The 18642-nt window shown below is 65.1% G+C and carries 20 protein-coding genes; 5 read left to right on the top strand and 15 right to left on the bottom strand.

Going from position 1 to position 18642, the window contains the following annotated elements; genetic code table 11:
• Positions 1–23: 23 nt before the first annotated feature.
• Both RQP53_RS08820 and RQP53_RS08815 read right to left on the bottom strand, forming a co-directional pair.
• Positions 24–386, bottom strand: a complete 363-nt coding sequence (locus tag RQP53_RS08820; protein ID WP_315649903.1) for a response regulator — start codon at positions 384–386, stop codon at positions 24–26.
• 49 nt (positions 387–435) lie between these two features.
• A complete protein-coding gene (locus tag RQP53_RS08815; RefSeq protein WP_434064067.1) occupies positions 436–900 on the bottom strand; it encodes a hypothetical protein in 465 nt (154 codons plus the stop codon).
• Between the two features lie 315 nt (positions 901–1215).
• On the opposite strand from RQP53_RS08815, the gene RQP53_RS08810 reads away from it, so the two are divergent.
• From RQP53_RS08810 to RQP53_RS08790, 5 genes are all read left to right on the top strand, one after another.
• Positions 1216–2361, top strand: coding sequence for a hybrid sensor histidine kinase/response regulator (locus RQP53_RS08810; protein ID WP_315649862.1), 1146 nt, complete (start codon positions 1216–1218; stop codon positions 2359–2361).
• Complete coding sequence (locus tag RQP53_RS08805) at positions 2358–3005, top strand: response regulator transcription factor (RefSeq protein ID WP_315649861.1); 648 nt, start codon at positions 2358–2360, stop codon at positions 3003–3005. The genes RQP53_RS08810 and RQP53_RS08805 overlap by 4 nt, the downstream gene beginning before the upstream one ends.
• A 184-nt stretch (positions 3006–3189) precedes the next feature.
• Positions 3190–4437 carry a diguanylate cyclase domain-containing protein gene (locus tag RQP53_RS08800; protein WP_315649860.1) on the top strand — a complete coding sequence of 416 codons (1248 nt, stop codon included), beginning with the start codon at positions 3190–3192 and terminating at the stop codon, positions 4435–4437.
• A complete protein-coding gene (locus RQP53_RS08795) occupies positions 4421–6391 on the top strand; it encodes a TonB-dependent receptor plug domain-containing protein (protein ID WP_315649859.1) in 1971 nt (656 codons plus the stop codon). Before RQP53_RS08800 ends, RQP53_RS08795 begins: the two co-directional genes overlap by 17 nt.
• Entirely contained in the window at positions 6388–6933 is a 546-nt protein-coding gene (locus tag RQP53_RS08790; protein WP_315649858.1) for a YfiR family protein, read from the top strand. The genes RQP53_RS08795 and RQP53_RS08790 overlap by 4 nt, the downstream gene beginning before the upstream one ends.
• Positions 6934–6960: 27 nt before the next feature.
• Here the strand turns inward: RQP53_RS08790 and fliR are convergent, their stop codons facing one another.
• From fliR to fliF, 13 genes are all read right to left on the bottom strand, one after another.
• The gene (gene fliR / locus RQP53_RS08785; protein WP_315649856.1) at positions 6961–7725 is read right to left on the bottom strand and encodes a flagellar biosynthetic protein FliR; all 765 of its coding nucleotides are present in this window, start codon (positions 7723–7725) and stop codon (positions 6961–6963) included.
• Between the two features lie 19 nt (positions 7726–7744).
• A complete protein-coding gene (fliQ, locus tag RQP53_RS08780) occupies positions 7745–8014 on the bottom strand; it encodes a flagellar biosynthesis protein FliQ (RefSeq protein WP_315649854.1) in 270 nt (89 codons plus the stop codon).
• Between the two features lie 25 nt (positions 8015–8039).
• Positions 8040–8828 (bottom strand): flagellar type III secretion system pore protein FliP, encoded by a 789-nt coding sequence (gene fliP / locus RQP53_RS08775; protein WP_315649852.1) that lies wholly within the window; start codon positions 8826–8828, stop codon positions 8040–8042.
• On the bottom strand, positions 8818–9186 hold the full coding sequence (locus tag RQP53_RS08770; RefSeq protein WP_315649851.1) for a FliO/MopB family protein: 369 nt from the start codon (positions 9184–9186) through the stop codon (positions 8818–8820). The genes fliP and RQP53_RS08770 overlap by 11 nt, the downstream gene beginning before the upstream one ends.
• Before the next feature lie 117 nt (positions 9187–9303).
• Positions 9304–9747 carry a flagellar motor switch protein FliN gene (gene fliN, locus RQP53_RS08765; protein ID WP_315649849.1) on the bottom strand — a complete coding sequence of 148 codons (444 nt, stop codon included), beginning with the start codon at positions 9745–9747 and terminating at the stop codon, positions 9304–9306.
• Positions 9737–10741 (bottom strand): flagellar motor switch protein FliM, encoded by a 1005-nt coding sequence (gene fliM / locus RQP53_RS08760; protein WP_315649848.1) that lies wholly within the window; start codon positions 10739–10741, stop codon positions 9737–9739. The genes fliN and fliM overlap by 11 nt, the downstream gene beginning before the upstream one ends.
• Positions 10742–10838: 97 nt before the next feature.
• On the bottom strand, positions 10839–11426 hold the full coding sequence (locus tag RQP53_RS08755) for a flagellar basal body-associated FliL family protein (RefSeq protein WP_315649847.1): 588 nt from the start codon (positions 11424–11426) through the stop codon (positions 10839–10841).
• A 160-nt stretch (positions 11427–11586) separates the two neighbouring features.
• Positions 11587–12978: a flagellar hook-length control protein FliK gene (locus RQP53_RS08750; protein ID WP_315649846.1), complete on the bottom strand. Its 1392-nt coding sequence runs from the start codon at positions 12976–12978 to the stop codon at positions 11587–11589.
• Between the two features lie 35 nt (positions 12979–13013).
• Positions 13014–13478 (bottom strand): flagellar export protein FliJ, encoded by a 465-nt coding sequence (gene fliJ / locus RQP53_RS08745; protein WP_315649845.1) that lies wholly within the window; start codon positions 13476–13478, stop codon positions 13014–13016.
• Positions 13479–13519: 41 nt separating this feature from the next.
• Entirely contained in the window at positions 13520–14983 is a 1464-nt protein-coding gene (fliI, locus tag RQP53_RS08740) for a flagellar protein export ATPase FliI (RefSeq protein WP_434064072.1), read from the bottom strand.
• Complete coding sequence (locus tag RQP53_RS08735; RefSeq protein WP_315649843.1) at positions 14983–15771, bottom strand: FliH/SctL family protein; 789 nt, start codon at positions 15769–15771, stop codon at positions 14983–14985. Before RQP53_RS08735 ends, fliI begins: the two co-directional genes overlap by 1 nt.
• Positions 15772–15841: 70 nt before the next feature.
• The gene (gene fliG / locus RQP53_RS08730) at positions 15842–16837 is read right to left on the bottom strand and encodes a flagellar motor switch protein FliG (protein WP_315649842.1); all 996 of its coding nucleotides are present in this window, start codon (positions 16835–16837) and stop codon (positions 15842–15844) included.
• 20 nt (positions 16838–16857) lie between these two features.
• Positions 16858–18561 carry a flagellar basal-body MS-ring/collar protein FliF gene (fliF, locus tag RQP53_RS08725; RefSeq protein ID WP_315649841.1) on the bottom strand — a complete coding sequence of 568 codons (1704 nt, stop codon included), beginning with the start codon at positions 18559–18561 and terminating at the stop codon, positions 16858–16860.
• Positions 18562–18642 lie beyond the last annotated feature (81 nt).

The following is an 18642-nucleotide window of genomic DNA, read 5'->3' as shown; positions in this document are numbered from 1 at the left end:
TTGCTCCTGGCTTGAGGTGCCGCTTAGCGAATGACTTTGCCGATAACCTCGATCAGCTTGGCTGGATCGAAGGGCTTGACCAGCCAGCCGGTCGCGCCGGCTGCACGGCCGGCCTGCTTCATCTGGTCGCTGGATTCGGTCGTCAGAATCAAGATGGGAGTGGTCTTGAACTTGGGGTTGTCGCGCAGTTTCTTGGTCAGGCTGATCCCGTCCATGCGCGGCATGTTCTGGTCGGTCAGCACCAGATCGAAATCGCGGGTCGCCGACTTTTCCCAGGCGTCCTGCCCATCCACGGCCTCAACCACGTTGAACCCAGCGTTCTTGAGGGTGAAGGAGACCATTTGGCGCATCGAGGCCGAATCGTCCACAGCAAGAATTGAATGCATCGCTTTCTCTCCGGATAACAAGCTGGTATCGGTTGATTCTTGAAAATCTTTAGAACAGTTCTATGGACCCTGCGTCCATTTCGTCCTGCGTCACGGGATTGGGGCGCAGCGGCGCGATTTCGACGATGGCTTCGCCTTCCTCGTCGTCGCCAAAGGTATCGCGAGCCAGCTGGTCAGCGCAATTGCGCAGGCGCTGGCTGGTGTGCGCAATCAGCTGCGTGGCCATGTCCTGGAATTGCAGGGCCGTGATGGCGCCGGCAATGTCTTCCATCACCTTGTGCAGCGCGCTGTTATCGGTCTCGGGGGCTTGCTCAACACTTTGACGCAGCAGGTGCTGCACCTGGCTGGAGGCGCTGTAGAAGTGCGCTGAAAGCGCTTCTCCGGCATCGTCCAGCAAGCGCTGCAAGCGCTCCAGGTCGTTGGTCACCGTCATCAGGTGATCCTGGAGCTCAGCCGCCGCCAAAAGGGGAATCACCCCTGAGTCTGGTGGGACTGGCGTTTCATTCATCAGCATCGTGGCTCCACGGTAGTTGTTTCAGCTTCAAACGCCGTATGAGCGATTGCCGCCAGCCCTGCCTTTGCGCAGTCATTGACGACTCAGTCATGTGTGGCATCTTCGGCATTTCCAGGCCGCGTGTCGACAGGACTTATCAATTAAAGCCGGGCTATTTCTGGGCTTCGACCAATAGTTCTCGCTTCAAGATCAGGGTAAACCCTTGATGCCTGCTTTTGCAAGTCGCGCGAACGCGACGAAATGCTCGAAGCGATAGGCTGCGAAAGCCGAGCTGCCAGCCCGGAAGCGGTCTGCAAACTTGGCATACTCGCGCCCATGTCGACGCCCACCGCCGAGCGCCATCTGCGCATCCTGCACATAGAAGATTCCGAACTGGACCATCAGCTGATCGTGGCGCAGCTGCGACGCGCCGGTCTGAGCATCGAGGTGCAGCGGGTCGATTCGCTGCTGGAGTTGGAATCGGCGCTGCGTCAGCCCTGGGACGCCATCATTTCGGACTACAACCTGCCCGGCTTTTCGGGCTTGTTGGTGCTCGACATGTTGCGCCAACGCCAATACCTGATGCCTTTTGTGCTGGTGTCTGGCGAGATCGGCGAGGACACCGCAGTGGCGGCCATGCGTACCGGCGCGTCCGACTATCTGCTGAAGAACAACTTGGCCCGCCTGGCACCGGCCTTGCTGCATGCGATTGAGGCCTGTGAGTCGGAGCGGGCCCGGGTGGCTGCCGATGCCGAACTGCTCAAGAGCAAGCAGCGTTTGCATGAACTGGCCGGCCATCTGCAGACCAGTGTCGAGATGGAGCGTGCCGCGATCGCGCGTGAGATCCACGATGATGTTGGGGGCTCGCTGACGGCGCTGAAATTTGACTTGGCCTGGATTGCCCGTCATGCCAAGGATGCAGCGGTGCAGCAGCGCGTGAACTCGGCGCTGGAGACGGTCAGCTACGCAATCGAAGCCAGCCAGCGCATCATGCACAACCTGCGCCCCGCCATTCTCGAGCAGGGCCTGGTGGCAGCTGTCCAGTGGATGGCGAACCGCTTCGAGCGGCGCACCGGCATCCTGACGACCACGCGCACCAGCCACGAGCAGATCCAGCTGCCCCCCGGGGTGCCGCTGGTGGCCTACCGCACGGCGCAGGAGGCGCTGACCAATATCAGCAAGCACGCCAATGCCAGCAAGGTGAACATCGAGCTGAGCGTTGACTCGGGCGTGCTGACGCTGGAGGTGAGCGACAACGGCCAGGGCATTGCGCCGGGCGACCTGGCCAAGGCACGCAGCTTTGGCATTCGCGGCCTGCACGAGCGGGCCGCCACGGTCGGCGGCTGGGTGGACTTGAGCAGCAGCTCGCGGGGCACCAGCCTGATCCTGTCGGTGCCCTTGCAAGCCGAGGCCGCAGCACAGTTTGGTGATGACCACAGCCATACCGAAGAACACGATCCGTCCGCCTGGGGCAGTGCATGATTAAAGTGATTTTGTGTGATGACCATGCGCTGATTCGGCGGGGCATCCGGGACACGCTGGCCGATGCCGCTGACATCCAGGTGATGGGCGAGGCAGGCGATTACGGCGAGCTGCGCAGCCTGCTGCGCACGCTCGGGCCTGAGCAGGAATGCGATGTGCTGGTGCTGGACATCAATATGCCAGGGCGCAGCGGTCTGGATGTGCTGCATGTGTTGAAGGACGAGGGCAGCCATCTGCGCGTGCTCATCGTTTCTATGTACCCGGAAGACCAGTATGCGATCCGCGCGCTGCGGGCTGGGGCCTATGGCTATGTCAACAAGGGGGGCGACCCGCAGCTACTGGTGCAGGCTGTACGCACCGTGGCACAGGGGCGCAAGTACGTGACGCCTGAAATTGCGCAGATGCTGGTTGAGAGCCTGACTGCTCCGGTGACCGAGCAGGCGCACCAGAAGCTCTCGGATCGCGAACTGCAGACCCTGGTGATGATTGCCTCGGGCAAGCGGCTCTCGGACATTGCCGAGGAGCTGACGCTGAGCCCCAAGACGGTCAGCGTCTACCGGGCGCGCGTGTTGGAGAAGCTGGGCCTGGCCAACAACTCCGAACTGACCGTCTACGCCATTCGCAACGGCCTGGTGCAGAGCTGAGGCAAGGCGCCGGCACTGCATATCCCATGTGCGCAGCTGTGCCGGGCATGGTAGAAGTGCGTTTGGTGCCATCAGCACGCCCACGCGACTCATGAGCATGCCCGGGTCCACCCCCATGTCCAAAGATTCCACCCGCCGAGCGGCTCCGCTGCCGTTGCGGCGTTCTCGTTCGCTGGTTACCCGCTTGACGCGGCTGAACTTGCTGGTGCTCAGCCTGACGCTGTTGATCTGCTTTGTGCTGATCGGCACCAGCTCTTGGTATGCCGCACGTGACCGCCAGGTCCAGGCGGCTGAACTCAGCGCTGGCCTGTTGGGCAACAGTTTGGCGCCCATGCTTGCATTCGAAGACCGGGACGCGGCCCTGAACGAGGTGCAGGCCTTTTCGCGCCGAAGCGATCTGCTGGAGCTCCAGGTGCTCAGCGCATCGGGCCAGTTGTTTGCCCATTGGAGCAGCGATGAGAAAAGGCCGCTGCAACTGGCGGTGTCACCTGCTGTGGTCGCCACGCTGGGTACGCAGAGCCAGATACGCGGCAATGAGTTTGACGTCTGGGCGCCGATCAAGCTTAAAGGGGAGGTCGTGGGCACGCTGCGCATGCGGGAGAGCCTGCAGAGCCTGCTGCAGACGGTGTGGCAGATGACGCTGCTGGCCACGGTGCTGGTGGTCTTGGCCATTGCCCTGGCTTCCTGGGTGCTGCGAATGGTGCAGCGTGCGGCCCTGCGGCCCTTGGTCGATCTGGCCGAATTGGCCGAGCAGGTCACCAGAGATCAGGACTACAGCCGCCGTGCCCGCATCGAGCGGCTGGACGAGGTGGGGCGATTGGGCGAGCGCTTCAATCAAATGCTCAGCCGCGCCGAGGTCTGGCAGGCGGATTTGAGCCAGCAGCTGCGCAAGGAGCAGTTGGTCGGCCAGCAGATGCAGCAGCTCGCCAATGAAGATAGCCTGACAAAGCTGCCGAACCGGCTGTTTTTTCAGGCTGAGCTGCAGCGCCGGGTCGCGCATAGTGTCGAGCACTCCGAACTGATGGCACTGATGTTCATCGACCTCGACAATTTCAAGACCGTCAACGACAGCTATGGCCACGACGCCGGCGATGAGGTGCTGCGTGAAGTCTCGCGGCGCATGTCACGCGCGCTGCGCAGCTCCGATGTGCTGTGCCGACTGGGCGGCGACGAGTTCGCCTTGATGCTGCCGGCGCTGAGCGATCAGGCGGCCGCCGAGCAACTGGCCGGGCGCTTGATTGCGGCGGTGCGCGAGCCCTTGTTGGTGGATGGTCGCGTGATGCCGGTCGGGGCAACGGTCGGCTTGGCCTTCTGCCCGCTTGACGCCAGTGACGCGGCCCAGCTGTTGGCGCGCGCCGACACCGCGATGTATGCGGCCAAGCGAGCCGGCAAGAACACCTATCGCAGGGCCTGTGATGCGTCGGCTGCCTGAGCGCCTGCTTGTTGTCTTGCTGGCGCTGCTGGCAGTGACGCCGGCGCCGGCTGCTGAGGCGCTGGATGAGGATCTGCAGCTCGAGGAACTGCTCAAGCAAGGCCTGAGCCAGACGCCGCGCGGCGTTCAGGTGTCGACGGCGTCACGCTTTGCTCAGAGTGCCGAGCAGGCGCCGGCACTCACCTATGTGATGACCGACGAGGACATCCGCCGCTTTGGCATGCGCAGCATCACCGATGTACTGCGCAGCCTGCCAGGCATCTACATCACCACGAATCGCAACTTCAGCTACATCGGCGCGCGAGGCTTGGGCCGCCCTGGCGATTACAACTCCCGCCTCCTGCTGCTGATTGATGGTGTGCGCACCAATGACGCGGCGACCGACGCGGCCTTGGTCGGGCCTGAGTTCTTCTTGCCGGTGGATCTGATCGAGAGAGTCGAGTTCACGCCGGGGCCCGGTTCGGCGCTGTATGGCAACAATGCCTTCCTGGGCGTCATCAACATCATCACCAAGCGGGCAGACAAGCTGGCTGGTGTGCAGGCCCGACTGTCGGCCGATTCCATGCGTGGTAGCGAGGCCCAGCTCAGCATTGGCCAGCGCTTCGAACAGGGGGGGGAAGCCTGGCTGTCGGCTTCGCTCATGGACAGGGCGAGGCTTGAATACGGGCGCCCGGTGCCGGCTGAGTTCGACGGACTGCTGCGCAGCTTCAACTGGGACCGGGCCAAGCGGCTCGTTGTCAGCGCGTCTGTCGGTGGCTGGTCCTTGCGTGCCGGGATAGCGGAGCGGCAACGCGGGCTGCCATCGCCGCTCGCCTATGAGCCACTTCAGCTCGGGCAGTTTGTCAGCGTCTATCGCAATGCCTTTGGCTCGCTCGGCTATGAGACCTCGCTTGGACCCGAGTGGGATCTCAGCGTCGATGGCTCGCTGCAGCGATCGATCAGCTACGGGCGTCATCCTTTCTTCGCGGACGATGGCAGCCTTTCAACCTATATGGACCAGGCCCGCGCCAGGTGGGCGCATTTCGATCTGCGTCTAGGCAATTCCCATTTTGCCAATCACTATCTGCTGTTCGGCATCGAACGCCAGCTGGACTTCGACGAATCGATCAGTGGCAGTGTCAACGGCGAGGTGATTCAGGCCTTTGGTGGCCGTGTCGGTCGCAGCGGGCTTTACATTCAGGACGAATGGAAGATCAGTGCCAACGCGCTGCTGGTCGCTGGACTGCGCCGTGATCTGGATGACCGGGCGATCGAGCGCAGTGTGAACCCGCGTCTGGCTCTGGTCTGGCGCATCGGCGCGGATGCCAATCTGCGCGCGAGCTATGGATCCGCGTTTCGGGCCGCGAATCTGAATGAATTCGCCACCAACTATTCGCTGGAGGGCGAAACACCGCGGCCCGAACGGGTGCGCTCTTTTGAGCTGTCATGGGAGCATCGTGCGAACGCGCAATTGCAGTACCGAGCGTCATATTTCCATTCCCATCTGATCGACCTGATCTCGGCCGGCAACGACACGCCGCTCTACCAAAATGACGGGCCCATCCACAGCCAGGGTGTGGACCTCGGGCTGGAGCAACGCTGGAAGGGTGGCGCCCGTCTGGCCGCAGCACTCTCAGTGCAACGAACACGTGACAGTGCGCACAAGGCGCTCAACAACTCGCCGGCCAAGCTGTTGAAGTTGCACCTCAGCTACCCGCTCTGGGAGGACAAGCTCTATCTGGGCTGGCAGCTGCTGGCGCAGAGCCGGCGCCTGACGGTGGAGCACAGCTTGCCAGGTTGCACGATACATAACGTTCATTTGAGCTGGCAGTTTGATCGATGGACCGAGTTGGGGCTGGGGCTGCACAACGCGAGCGACACGCTGTGCGCCGACCACACCGATTTGGCCTCGCCACCGATGGCCCAGGAGTGGCGGCAACTGCGGCTCAGCCTGTCGCGGAGGTTCGGCTCATGAGCGTCGGCCTGTCATGGCCGACGCGTCGACTGAAGGGCGTGCCGCGGCTCTGTCTGCCAGCTGTGCTCAGCCTGGGGCTTGCGCATGCCGCACCGTTGCAGGACGAGTCACAGCTCAAGGCCGCCTTCATCTACCGCTTCGCCCAGTTCACCCAATGGCCGCCGCCGCCGCTGAAGGAATTCAACTACTGCATCGCCGGCAATGCCGAGCTGCAGGAGTCGTTGCGTGCAATTGCCAGGAAGCCGCATGACGGCATCGGCGCGCGCCTGCAGGTGCTGACGGCGCCGCCCGCGCCGGGGCAGTGCCAGCTGCTGGTGATGGCGCTCAGCGATCGCAATGAGCTGCAACGCTGGCAGGCCGCCCTGGGCGACGAGCCGGTGCTGGTGGTTGGCGATACGCCGGAGGCCTTCCGTGCCGGTGCCAGCATCGCGCTGGTGCTGGAGCCCAACGGCCTGTCGTTCAGGATCAACTACACCGAGGCCAAGCGGCGCGGCCTGGTGCTCAGCTCGCAGGTGCTGAAGCTGGCGCGCGAGGTGCGCTGAGCTGCGAGAAGTAGCGCTGCGCGGCGTTCAGCCGAAGGCGGCCAGCATCCGTTCCAGCACCACGGTGAAGGGCGTTTGCATCAGTGGCAGCGTGGCCACCATGCCGATCAGCCCGATGCTCACGGTCAGCGGAAAGCCAACCGAGAAGACGCCGATCTGCGGCGCCACGCGCGAGATCACGCCCAGCACCAGGTTGACGAACATCAGCATGGTGATCAGCGGCAACGCGATCCACAGGCCCATGCGGAAGATCTCGGCACCCCAGGTCTGCGGCTGCACGGCACGCAGAAAATGAAAAGGCTCCTCGCCGACTGGAAAGGCGCTGAAGCTCTGCACCAGCGCATGGATCAAGAGCAGATGGCCGTTAATGGCGATGAAGAGAAAAGCGACCATGCTGCCGAAAAAGCGCGAGGTCGAGGTGCCCTGGCTGCCGGTGGCCGGGTCAAAGAAGCCAGCGAAATTCAGACCCATCTGCAGGCCGATCAGCTCGCCAGCGAACTCCAGCGCGGCGAACACCACGCGCACCGCAAAGCCCATGGACAGACCGATCAGCACCTGCTGCGCGATCAGCAGCGTCAACAGGGGCAGCGCATCGAGCGGCACCGGCTTGATCTCGGGCAGCGAGGGTTGCGCCGCGATGGCGATGAATAACGACAAGCCGACGCGCACCCGCATTGGCACGGCCCGCTGGCTGATCACCGGCATGCCAGCAAACAGCGCCAGCGTGCGCACAAATGGCCACAGCAGCGGCGTCAACCACTGCATCAGCTGGGCTTCGGTGATGCTGAACATTCAGGAGCTCTTTGCCGCCTCAGCCGACCACCTGCGGAATCGTCTGCAGCGTGCGCTGGATGTATTCGACCAGCGTCGTCATCATCCAGGGGCCCGTCAGCGCCAGCACCAGCACGGCAGCGACAACCTTGGGCACAAAGGACAAGGTGGCCTCATTGATCTGTGTGGCGGCCTGGAACACGCTGACCAGCACGCCGACCAGCAGCACGGTGATCAGCACCGGCGCCGCCACCAGCATCAGCATGTAGAGGCCTTGCTGGCCGAAGGTGAAGACTTGTTGGGCATCCATGGGGGCCTCTCGTGAAGTGGGTGCCTTAGCTCGCGAAGGAGGCGGCGAGCGAGCCGAGCAAGAGATTCCAGCCATCGGCCAGCACGAACAGCATCAGCTTGAAGGGCAGGGCGACCAGCACTGGAGACAGCATCATCATGCCCAGGCTCATCAGCACGCTGCTGACGATCATGTCGATGACCAGGAAGGGGATGAAGATCAGGAACGCGATCTGGAAGGCGCTCTTCAACTCGCTGGTCACAAAGGCCGGCACCAGCACCTTGAAGGGCACGGTCTCGGGCTTGATGCCGGGGTCCAGCTTGGCCAGGCGGCTGAACAAGGCGACATCGGCCTGCCGAGTCTGTTTCAGCATGAAGCCGCGCATCGGCACTTCGGCGCGGGCCAGCGCTTCGTCAAAGGCAATGCTGCCGGCCGAGTAGGGCTGCCAGGCCTCGGCGTAGACCTTGTCCAGCGTCGGGCTCATCACGAAGAAGGTGAGGAACAGCGACAGGCCGATGATCACCTGGTTGGGTGGCGCCGCCTGGGTGCCCAGCGCCTGGCGCATCAGCGACAGCACGATGACGATGCGGGTGAAGCCGGTCATCATCAGCAGTACGGCGGGCAGAAAACCGAGCGCGGTGAAGAACAGCAGGGTCTGGATGGGCACCGAGTAGCTGCCACCAGCGCCCTGGCCGACCAGCAGCGGCAGGCTGGCTGGCGGCGGGGCCGCTTGCGCTAAAGCCGCTCCAGCCCAGGCCGATAACAGCGATAGGGTCAGGCCTTGCCTGGCCCAGTGCGGCAGCTTGAAGAAAAGGCGCTGGGGCTCAGGCCGCATCGCCGTCTCCTGCGTTCTTGCTGTCGCGGCCGGCCCTCAGGCGGCCGCGCAACTGCTCCGCAAAGCTCGTGCCAGCCATGCTCGCACTGCCGGGCGCCTCCGGCTGCGGCGGCATCACGTGCAGCGTGTTGATCTGCTGGCCGCTGACACCGAGCACCAGCCAGCGCTTGTCCTCGCCCTGGCCCACCTCGACCGTGACCAGCTTCTGGTTGGGCGCGAGCGGCAGCACGGCCACGGTGCGCATCTGGCCTTGGCTCAACGCCGAGCCCATCGGCGTGCGCTTGAGCAGCCACAGCGCCACCGGAATCATGGCCACGATGGCCAGGAACCAGACGAAAGGCAGGAATGGGTTGTTCATGGCGCCCGATTCTGGGCGTTCGGGCGCTGTGGGACTCGATGGAAAAGAGGCCCGGCGGGCCTCTTGATCATGCGGCTGCGCCGTGCCGGCGTGATGGCCGCTGTGGCCTGGCCCTGATCAGGCCTTGCTCAGCCGGCGCATCCGTTCGGACGGCGTGACGATGTCGGTCAGCCGGATACCGAACTTGTCGTTCACCACCACCACCTCGCCCTGGGCGATCAGATAACCGTTGACCAGCACGTCCATCGGCTCGCCGGCCAAGGCGTCGAGTTCCACCACCGAGCCTTGCGCCAGCTGCAGGATGTTCTTGATCGGGATGCGGGTGCGGCCCAGCTCAACAGTCAGCTGGACGGGGATGTCCAAAATCATGTTGATGTCGCTGCCCGGCATGCCACCGGGCGTGGGCGCGAAATTGGTGAAGGAGGCGGGCGCGACCTGTTCGGGCTGCGTCTGCACCTCGCTGGCCACTTCGGGCTCGGGTTGCTTGGCTTCGGCGAGTGCGGCGGCCCATTCGGCCGCCATGGCGTCCTGTTCGTCCATGGAGGGTTCGTCAGGTGACATTGCGGGCTCCCAGCCAGCCCGTGTCCGGGCCGGTCAGCATTTGTTCGACCTTGAGCGCGTACTTGCCATTGGAGGTGCCGTAGTGGCAGTCAAAAATGGGCACGCCGTCGATCTTGGATTTGATCAGGGGCTCCAGGTCCAGCTCGATGAAATCACCGGGCTTGAAGGCAAGCAACTGCTCGACCGTGGCCGGCGCATTGGCCAGCTCGGCCACCAGCTCGACCTCGGCCGATTGCAGCTGGTGCTTGAGCAGATTGACCCAACGCCGGTCGGGCTCGGAGGAGTCGCCGACGGTGGTCGAGTACAGCACATCCCGGATCGGCTCCAGCGTCGAGTAGGGGATGCAGAAATAGACGGTGCCGCTGGTCTCGCCGATTTCCAGCGTGAACGAGGTCGACACGACGATCTCGCTGGGCGTGGCGATATTGGCAAACTGCGGCTGCATTTCCGAGCGCTGGTATTCCAGCTCCAGCGGGTAGATGCCGGTCCAGGCCTTGCGGTATTCGGCGGTGATCACCTCAACCAGGCGCAGGATGACGCGCTGCTCGGTTGGCGAGAAATCGCGGCCTTCGATACGCGCATGGAACTTGCCGATGCCGCCGAACAGCGAATCGATCACCGCAAACACCAGCGTCGGATCGCAGACGATCAGGCCGGAGCCGCGCAATGGCTTGACCGACACGATGTTGAAGTTGGTCGGCACCACGATCTCGCGCAAAAAGGCCGAGTACTTCTGCACCTTGATGCCGCCGATGGCGACTTCTGGGCTCTTGCGGATGAAGTTGAACAGGCCGATGCGGATATTGCGGGCGAAGCGCTCGTTGATGATTTCCATCGTGGGCATGCGCCCACGAACAATGCGCTCCTGGCTGGCCAGGTTGTAGTCGCGTATGCCGCCCTGCTGGACCTCCTCGGCCTCGAGCTTCTGGCTCTCGCCGGTAATGCCTTGCAGCAGTGCATCGACTTCGTCTTGCGACAGGATCTGCTGATTCATGCCAGCACTCCGTCAACGCATGCGGTAACACCCGGATGGGCGCAGGCCTGCGGGCCCAGCGGGGCCTGGTGGATGAAGTCAGTGCGGGGGAACATGATCACTGGACGATGAAGGTGGAAAACAGCACTTGGGTGACGGGGCTTTCGACGTGGGCTTTTTTCTTCTTCTTTTTCTTCGGCTTTGGGTCTTCTTCCTCTTCGTCGTCGAGCTCGATGCCCATCGGGCGCACCGACTCGCGCAGGATTTCCTTGGCCAGCTTGTCCTTGCCTTCGCGGGTCAGCAGTTCTTCCGACGTCTTGTGCGACAGCACCATCAGCACATTGCTGCGGATCGCCGGCATATAGGCCTTGATGGTGTCGGCCATATGCGGGTCGGCGACTTCCAGCGTGACGCCGATCTGCGCATAGCGATCGACTTCCTTGTCGGCCAGATTGACCGTGAAGGGGTCCAGCGGCACAAAGGTGGGCGGCGTGCCCGGCTTGGCGTGGGCCGCAGGCGCATGTTGCTCGGCCGGCGCGGCGTCAGCGCCTTCCTCATCCTCGGCCGCCTTTTTCTTCTTCATCATCAGCACGGCCGCGCCGCCACCGCCGAGCACCAGCAGCAGCACCGCAGCGATGATGATGATCAGTTTCTTCTTGCCGCCACCTTTCGGGGCGGCATCGGCCGGTGCGGCTGCTGCAGACATTTGAACTCCTTGAACTCGACTGGGTCAGTAGCGCGCCAGCCTGACGCAATGGTGACCCCTATGATGGATTATTCGGAGTCCTGGGCGTTCGGCATGGCCTGATAAGCAGGGCAATCGCGTCCATGTTCACACGCGCCGGCGATTTGAGCCCTGCGCAGCCTCAAGCAAACAGATCAAGTACGCCGCGTGAGCCGCGTGTGGCCGGCGTTGGCAGCGCTGCCATCAGCGGCTGGACCGAATCGTCTGGCCTGCTGCCGCCGCCGAGAATCGCGCGCGAGCCGGCGTCAGCATTGCGGCCTTCCTGCCGCGCCTGGCCCTGCTGAGATTGGCTGAAGACGCCACCGCCACTGAGCGTCATGCCGTTGTCGCGCAGGGCCGCCGCCAGCTCGGGCAGGCTGCGTTCGAGAACGGCGCGAGTGTCCGGCTGATCGCTGACGAAGCTGATCTGTGCCTGCTGGCCATCCAGCACGATTTGCACCTGCACCGGGCCCATCTCGGCAGGATTCAAGTTGAGCAGGGCTTGCTGGACGCCGTCCGCGGCGGCCAGGCTCAGCCTGGCGCTCATTTGTGGCGCGAAGTCGTCGCTGTACAGCGGCGCGTCGATGCTGTACTCACGGGGCGCGGCGATGCCTTGAGCCGAGCTGCGTTCGAGCTTGGCGCTCGATGCGCCTTGCGCGGCTTGCAGGGCACCGGCGAATTCGCTCGCTGCGGCACCCGTTGAGCTGCCAAGCTTGGCGCCTGCTTCAGCGCGGCCACTGACGATGGCCAGCACCTGTTCGGCCAGCGCAGGCTTGCTTCCAGGGCTGGCGCTGCTTTTGTCCATCAGAGGCGTTGAGTCGCTCTGGGGCGCGGCGCCCAGACGCTGCGTGGCCTCGGCGTCATCGGACTCCGAGGCGGCAGTCATGTGGTCTTGGTTGTTGCCAGCGCGTGCCAAAGACGCTGCTGGGCGTTGTTCAGCAAGTAACAGGCCGGGCGCAGATGCCGCCGGGGCTTGCGGGTTGCCGGCGGCGGCTTGCGCGGCGAGTTGGCCAGCGTCAGAAGCTGCAGTCGTGTTGTCGTCGCCGTCCTGTGTCAGCTCACCGGTGTCCTCGCAGCGCGTGCTGGCTGTTCCAGCGTCGTCAGCGTCGCCACGGGCCGAAGTCTTGGCGCTGCCAGTCGCGGCGCTCTTGTCGCCGGCACTGCCGGCGGCCTTCGCCGCCTTGCTGGCCTCAGCGCTGCTGGCTTTGGCGGGTGTGTTGCCTGGCAGTCGTGCTGGCATCGTGTGGCGGCCGTCCTCGGCATTGTGCTCGGTGCCTGGCGCTGGTCGGGCATCTCTGCCAGGGGCGGGTGCGGCCGCCTGAGGCGTTGGCGTGCTTGTCTGAGCTGCAGGAACAGGTGCGGGCGCCGGAGCTGCGGGCGGCATGGCCGGCTGGCTGCTATCGCGCAGCAGCTGCATGAAGCTGGCGCTGCCGGCGGCAGCGGCGTTGCTGGCAGTGGCAGCGCGGCCGGCCGTGCCGGCGAGGCCCGCCACAGCGCTGCTCAGAGTGGCCGGACTGGTGGCGATTTTGTTCATGGTGGGGGCGGCTTGTAGTCGGTCGGATGTGGCGCTCAGGCGCTCAGGCGCATGAAGCCGTGCTGGCTGGCATAGGCGGTGCGGGCGGCCTGCTCATCACTGGCCTTTTGCTCCTGGCGCGAGGCCAGGCGAAGCTGATCGAGGCGGCGGCGCTCCAGCAGCTTGCGCACCGAGGCGACGCGCAGCTCGCGCTCACGCAGCACTTCGCGGGCCATGTCGACGCGGCGGTCGGCGTGAACGCTGATCAGACCTTGCTGATCGATGGCCTGGTTCAAGCGGCCGCTGAAGTTCTGATAGCAGCCGAGGATGTCCACCGTGGTGGCGCGGGCAAAGGTGGCCGTCCAGCGCTGCTGGTATTCGCTGCGGTACTGGGCCAGCTGGCCCTGCTGGTCGCGCGCGGCGTTGGCCTGCTGCTGGGCATCCTGCAGCGCGCGCAGCGCTTCGTCGCGCTCCGATTCGGCGCGTTCCAGCAACAGGGTCAGTGCGTGTGTGGTGCTCATCGGTGTGACTCCAAGCCTGGTGTTCTGTTTATCGGCAGTTCTCAGCCGCCATTGATGACCGCATTGAGCTGGGCAATGCTGGTGGCCAGTTCGGCGGGGCTGTGCATGTCTTGCTGCAGCAGGCGCTGCATATCGGGGTGCAGGCGCACGGCGAGGTCGAGCTCGGGGTCGTGGCCGGGTACGTAGGCGCCGAGCTGGATCAGATCGCGCGCCTTGTTGTATTTCGCGAGCAGCTGGCGGAAGCGCCGCGCCGACTCGATATGCGGCTTGCTGGCCACGTTGGTCATCACGCGCGAGATCGAACGCTCGATGTCGACGGCCGGGTAGTGGCCGGCCTCGGCCAGCTCGCGCGACAGCACGATATGGCCGTCCAGGATGCCGCGCGCGGCGTCGGCGATCGGGTCTTGCTGGTCGTCGCCCTCGGACAGCACGGTGTAGAAGGCGGTGATCGAGCCTTCGCCGTGCAGACCGTTGCCACTGCGTTCGACCAGCTGGGGCAGCTTGGCGAAGCAGCTCGGGGGATAGCCCTTGGTGGCCGGTGGCTCGCCGATGGCCAGGGCGATCTCGCGCTGGGCCATCGCATAGCGGGTCAGCGAATCCATCAGCAAGAGCACATGCAGGCCCTGGTCGCGGAAATGTTCGGCGATGGCGGTGGCGTAGGTCGCGCCCTGCATGCGCAAGAGCGGCGGCGCATCGGCCGGGGCGGCGACAACGACCGAACGGGCCAGGCCATCCTCGCCAATGATGTCTTCGATGAATTCCTTGACTTCGCGGCCGCGTTCGCCAATCAGGCCGACGACGATCACATCGGCCTCGGTGTAGCGGGCCATCATGCCCAGCAGCACCGATTTGCCGACGCCGGTACCGGCGAACAGGCCCAGGCGCTGGCCGCGGCCGACGGTCAGCATGGTGTTGATCGAACGCACGCCGGTGTCCAGCGGGGTGCGCACCGGATCGCGGTCCATCGCGTTGATCGGGCGGCGCACCATCGGCGCCGCATGCACGCCTTGCAGCGGGCCGCGGCGATCCAGCGGATGGCCGTGCGAATCGACGACGCGACCGAGCAGGCCATCACCCATGGGCAGGTGCAGGCCGCGGTCTTCGTCGCGGCGCCAGGGGTGGCGTTCCTCGCCAAGCTTGGGGCCGTGCAGCGCGGCGGGGCGCGGCAGCACCATGGCACCGCTGGACAGGCCGTGAACCTCGTCGGTCGGCATCAGGTAGGCGCGATCGCCGGAGAAGCCGACGACCTCGGCGTTCACCGGGGCCTGACCGCGGCGCGGATTGCTGGCCGAGCTGGGCATATGGATCTGGCAGACCGAGCCCACCGGCACCTTGACGCCGGTGGCTTCCAGCACCAGGCCGGCCACGCGAACCAGCTTGCCCTGCGACTCGAGCGGCACCGGTGCGCTGGCAAAGGCTTGCAGATCGCCGAGGTACTGATCCCAGCGGGCCAGGCGCTCGGCGCGGGCTTGCTGTGGGTCCTGCCGTTGTTCGAAGCCGGCCATCATGGCTGCTCCTCCCGGTCAGCCGGCAGCTCGTCGCCGCCACGGCGGTCTTCCCACAGCGAGGCCTGGCCCATCGCGGCCATGGTTTGCTGCCAGCGGGTGGCCAGCGTGGCATCGACGCTGGAGATGTCCGAGTCGACCTTGCAGCCACCGCGGGCAATGCTGGGGTCGGGCAGCAGCTGGGCTTCACGGGCGCGCAGCTCTTCGCCGGCGCCTTCCTGCACCAGGGGGAGATCGTCCGGGTGAACGCGCACGCGCACATGGCGGGCCGAGACCAGCAAGGCTTCGACGGCATCGTGGGCCACGCGGGCGATGTGCTCGGGGCGCTGGCTGATCTCGCTGCGCACGACCTGGCGTGCCAGTTCGACGGCGCAGCGGGCCAGCGTCTCGGCCAGCTGGCCTTCGAGCTCGGCGAACTGATCATCAAAGGCCTGCATCAGGGCGCCGATCTGCGCCGTCATCTGCTGCGCAAAGCTCTGCTTGAAGGCGTCCAGCGCAGCCATGCCGTCGCGGTAGCCATCTTGGTAGCCGGTCTGGCGCGCCTCATGCAGCAGCTCGCCGATATCGGGTTCCGGAGGGGCCTCGGGGGCGGCTGGAGCAGCGGCGGGCGCGGCCGGCGCGCTGACCGGCGGCCGCGGGCTGGCCACGCCCTGAAAGGCATCCGGATTCCAGGCAGCGAAATCCTGCAGCTCCTCGCGCGGGATGAAACGGCTGTAGCTGCTGGTGCGCGTGGTGCTGCCGTCCGGTCGCACCGGCGGAGGCACCTGGCGGGGCGGGCGCGGCGTCATGCTCGCACCCTGGCCGCGCCAATCGCCGGCGTCGTGGGGGGGGAGGGCTGTTGCATTGCGCACCGCCTACTCACAGGAACTGGTCGTCGCCACCACCGGCGAGCACGATCAGACCTTCGTCGACCAGGCGACGAACGATCTTGAGGATTTCCTTCTGCTCGCCTTCGACCTCGGACAGCCGCACCGGGCCGCGCGAATCGAGGTCCTCGCGCAGCGTTTCGGCCGCGCGGGTGGACATATTGCGGAAGATCTTTTCGCGCAGCTCCGGCCCGGCGCCCTTGAGCGCGACGACCAGCGACTCGGACTGCACCTCCTTGAGCACCGACTGGATGCCCTTGTCGTCGATCTTTTCCAGATCGTCGAAGGTGAACATGTTGTCCATGATCTTCTGCGCCAGGTCGCCGTCGGCCTCGCGGATGTAGTCCAGCACCGAGGCCTCGACGCTGGAGCCCATCATGTTGATGATCTCGGCGGCGGTCTTCACGCCACCCAGCGAGCTCTTCTTCATGCGGTCGCCACCAGCCAGGATCTGGCTCATCACCTCGTTCAGGTCCTTCAAGGCCATCGGCTGGATGCCATCCAGCGTGGCGATGCGGATCAGCACCTCGTTGCGCTGGCGCTCGGTGAACAGCTTGAGCACCGAGCTGGTTTGGTCGAAGTCGAGGTGGGCCAGGATGGCGGCGATGATCTGCGGGTGCTCATTGCGCAGCAGCTCGGCCACCGAGCTGGCGTCCATCCACTTGAGGCTTTCGATCGAGGACACATCGCTGCCTTGCAGGATGCGATCGAGCAGCAGATTGGCCTTGTCCTCGCCGAGCGCCTTGCGCAGCACGGTGCGCACGTACTCATCGGTGTCGTTGACCAGCATGCTCTGCGTCTCGGCAACGGCGTCGAACTTGTTGATGACCTGCTCGACCTGTTCGCGCTTGACCACCTTCAGCTTGGCGATGGTCTCGCCGAGCTTCTGCACTTCCTTGGGCGCCAGATGCTTGAAGACCTCGGAGGCTTCTTCCTCGCCGAGGGACATCAGCAGGATGGCGGCGTGTTCTACACCTTCGTCGTCCATGGCTTGTTCTCCTTGGCGGTTCAGGTCGCGGTCATCGGGTCTTCGCCGTTGACCCAGGCGCGGACGATGTTGGCGACGGCGGCCGGGTTGTCACGGGCCAGTTGGCGGGCGCGCTCCAGCTTTTCGTTGGCGACCGGGGCTTCGAGTGCGGGCAGTCCGTTCGGGCCGAGCAGCACGTTCTGGTCGTCGACGACTTCATTCAGCTCGGTGCCTTCCGCCTCGCTCTCGCTAGGCTCGGGCGGCGGCGGGTAGGCCGCGCGGATGGCCGGGCGCACCATGCCGAAGACGGCAATCAGGGCCACCATCACCAGCGCGGCCGGCACGGCGGCGGCGCGGATGATGTCGATCAGCCAGGGCTGCTTCCACAGCGGGGTGTCGACGTTGTCGACCTTTTCGCTGACGAAGGGCGCGCTGACGATCTTCAGCGAGTCGCCGCGCTCCTGGTTGAAGCCCATGGTCTCCTTGACCAGGGCGGTCAGCTTGTCGAGCTCTTCCTGCGGCACCGGGATGCTGTTGACCTTGCCCTTGGGGTCGGTGCTGCTGCGGTGGTTGACGACCACGGCCGCGTTGAGTCGGCGCACGGTGCCGGTGGCATTGCGGGTCACGCGCACCGTCTTGTCGAGTTCGTAGTTGGTGACGGCCTCACGGCGCGAGTTCTGCTGGCCGCTGCCGCCCTGGGTGGCCTGCAGCGGCGCCGCGCTGCCGTTGATCGGGGCGGTGGCCGGCACCGGCGGCTGGTTGGTTGCCGCACCGGGCACGCCGCTGGGCTGGCCGGGCACGGCGTTCTGCGACTCATTGGTCTGCTGGCTGCGCACCGAGGCCTGGGCATTGGCACCCTGGTTGGGCTTGAACTCCTCGGACGTCGATTCAACCTGCGAGAAGTCGACATCGGCGCTGACGGTGGCGCGCAGATTGTCGCGGCCGACCACCGGCTCCAGCAGTTCGTAGATGCGCTTGTTCAGCGTCGCCTCGATCTGCTGCTTGTACTGCAGCTGCTGGCTGTCCAGGCCGCTGCCGTTCTCGGCGCTGTTGCTGCTCAGCAAGGCGCCGCTGCTGTCCAGCACGCTGACCGCCTTGGGTGACAGCTCCGGCACGCTGGCCGAGACCAGATGGATGATGCCGGCGACCTGAGCGCGATCCAGCGTGTGGCCGCCGCGCAGCGTCAGCATCACCGAGGCACTGGGCTTTTGCTGTTCGCGGAAGAAGCCGTTCTGCTGCGGCATCGCCAGATGCACGCGGGCGTCGGCGACATCGCTCATCGCGGTGATGGTGCGGGTCAGCTCGCCTTCGAGCGCACGCTGGAAATTCAGGCGTTCATTGAACTGGGTCTGGCCGATCGACTGCTTGTCCATCAGCTCGAAGCCGACCGTGCTGCCCTTGGGCAGGCCGGCCGAGGCCAGCTTCATGCGCACGTCATAGACCTGAGCGGCCGGCACCAGGATGATGCCGCCGGGTTCGCTGCGGTAGGGCACGTTCAGTGTCGCCAGCTGGGCGATGACGGCGCCGCCATCCTTGTCGGACAGGCCGGTGAAGACCGGCCGATAGTCGCCCTGCGAGGACCACATGCTCATCGCCACCAGCACCGCTGCCAGGGCAGCCAGGCCGGCGCCCAGGCCGAGCTTGTTGCGCAGCGGCAGGGCCATCACCCGGGCACCGAGGCTGGGCAAGGCCACGGCCGGCGTTTCCGTGATCGCGTTGCTGGTCGGGCTGAGGGCGTTGTCCATGGACTTGGGGCGGGGGGCGGTCGCGAATGAATTGGGGGCTTTCTCGGGTTTTGATTATTCGGAAACAGGCCCTCAAGAAAG

Source organism: Roseateles aquae (assembly GCF_032337115.1).
GTDB classification, from domain to species: Bacteria; Pseudomonadota; Gammaproteobacteria; order Burkholderiales; family Burkholderiaceae_C; genus Roseateles_C; species Roseateles_C aquae.
The sequence above is the reverse complement of the archived record's forward strand: the minus strand, read 5'-3'. Positions and strand labels throughout refer to the sequence as shown.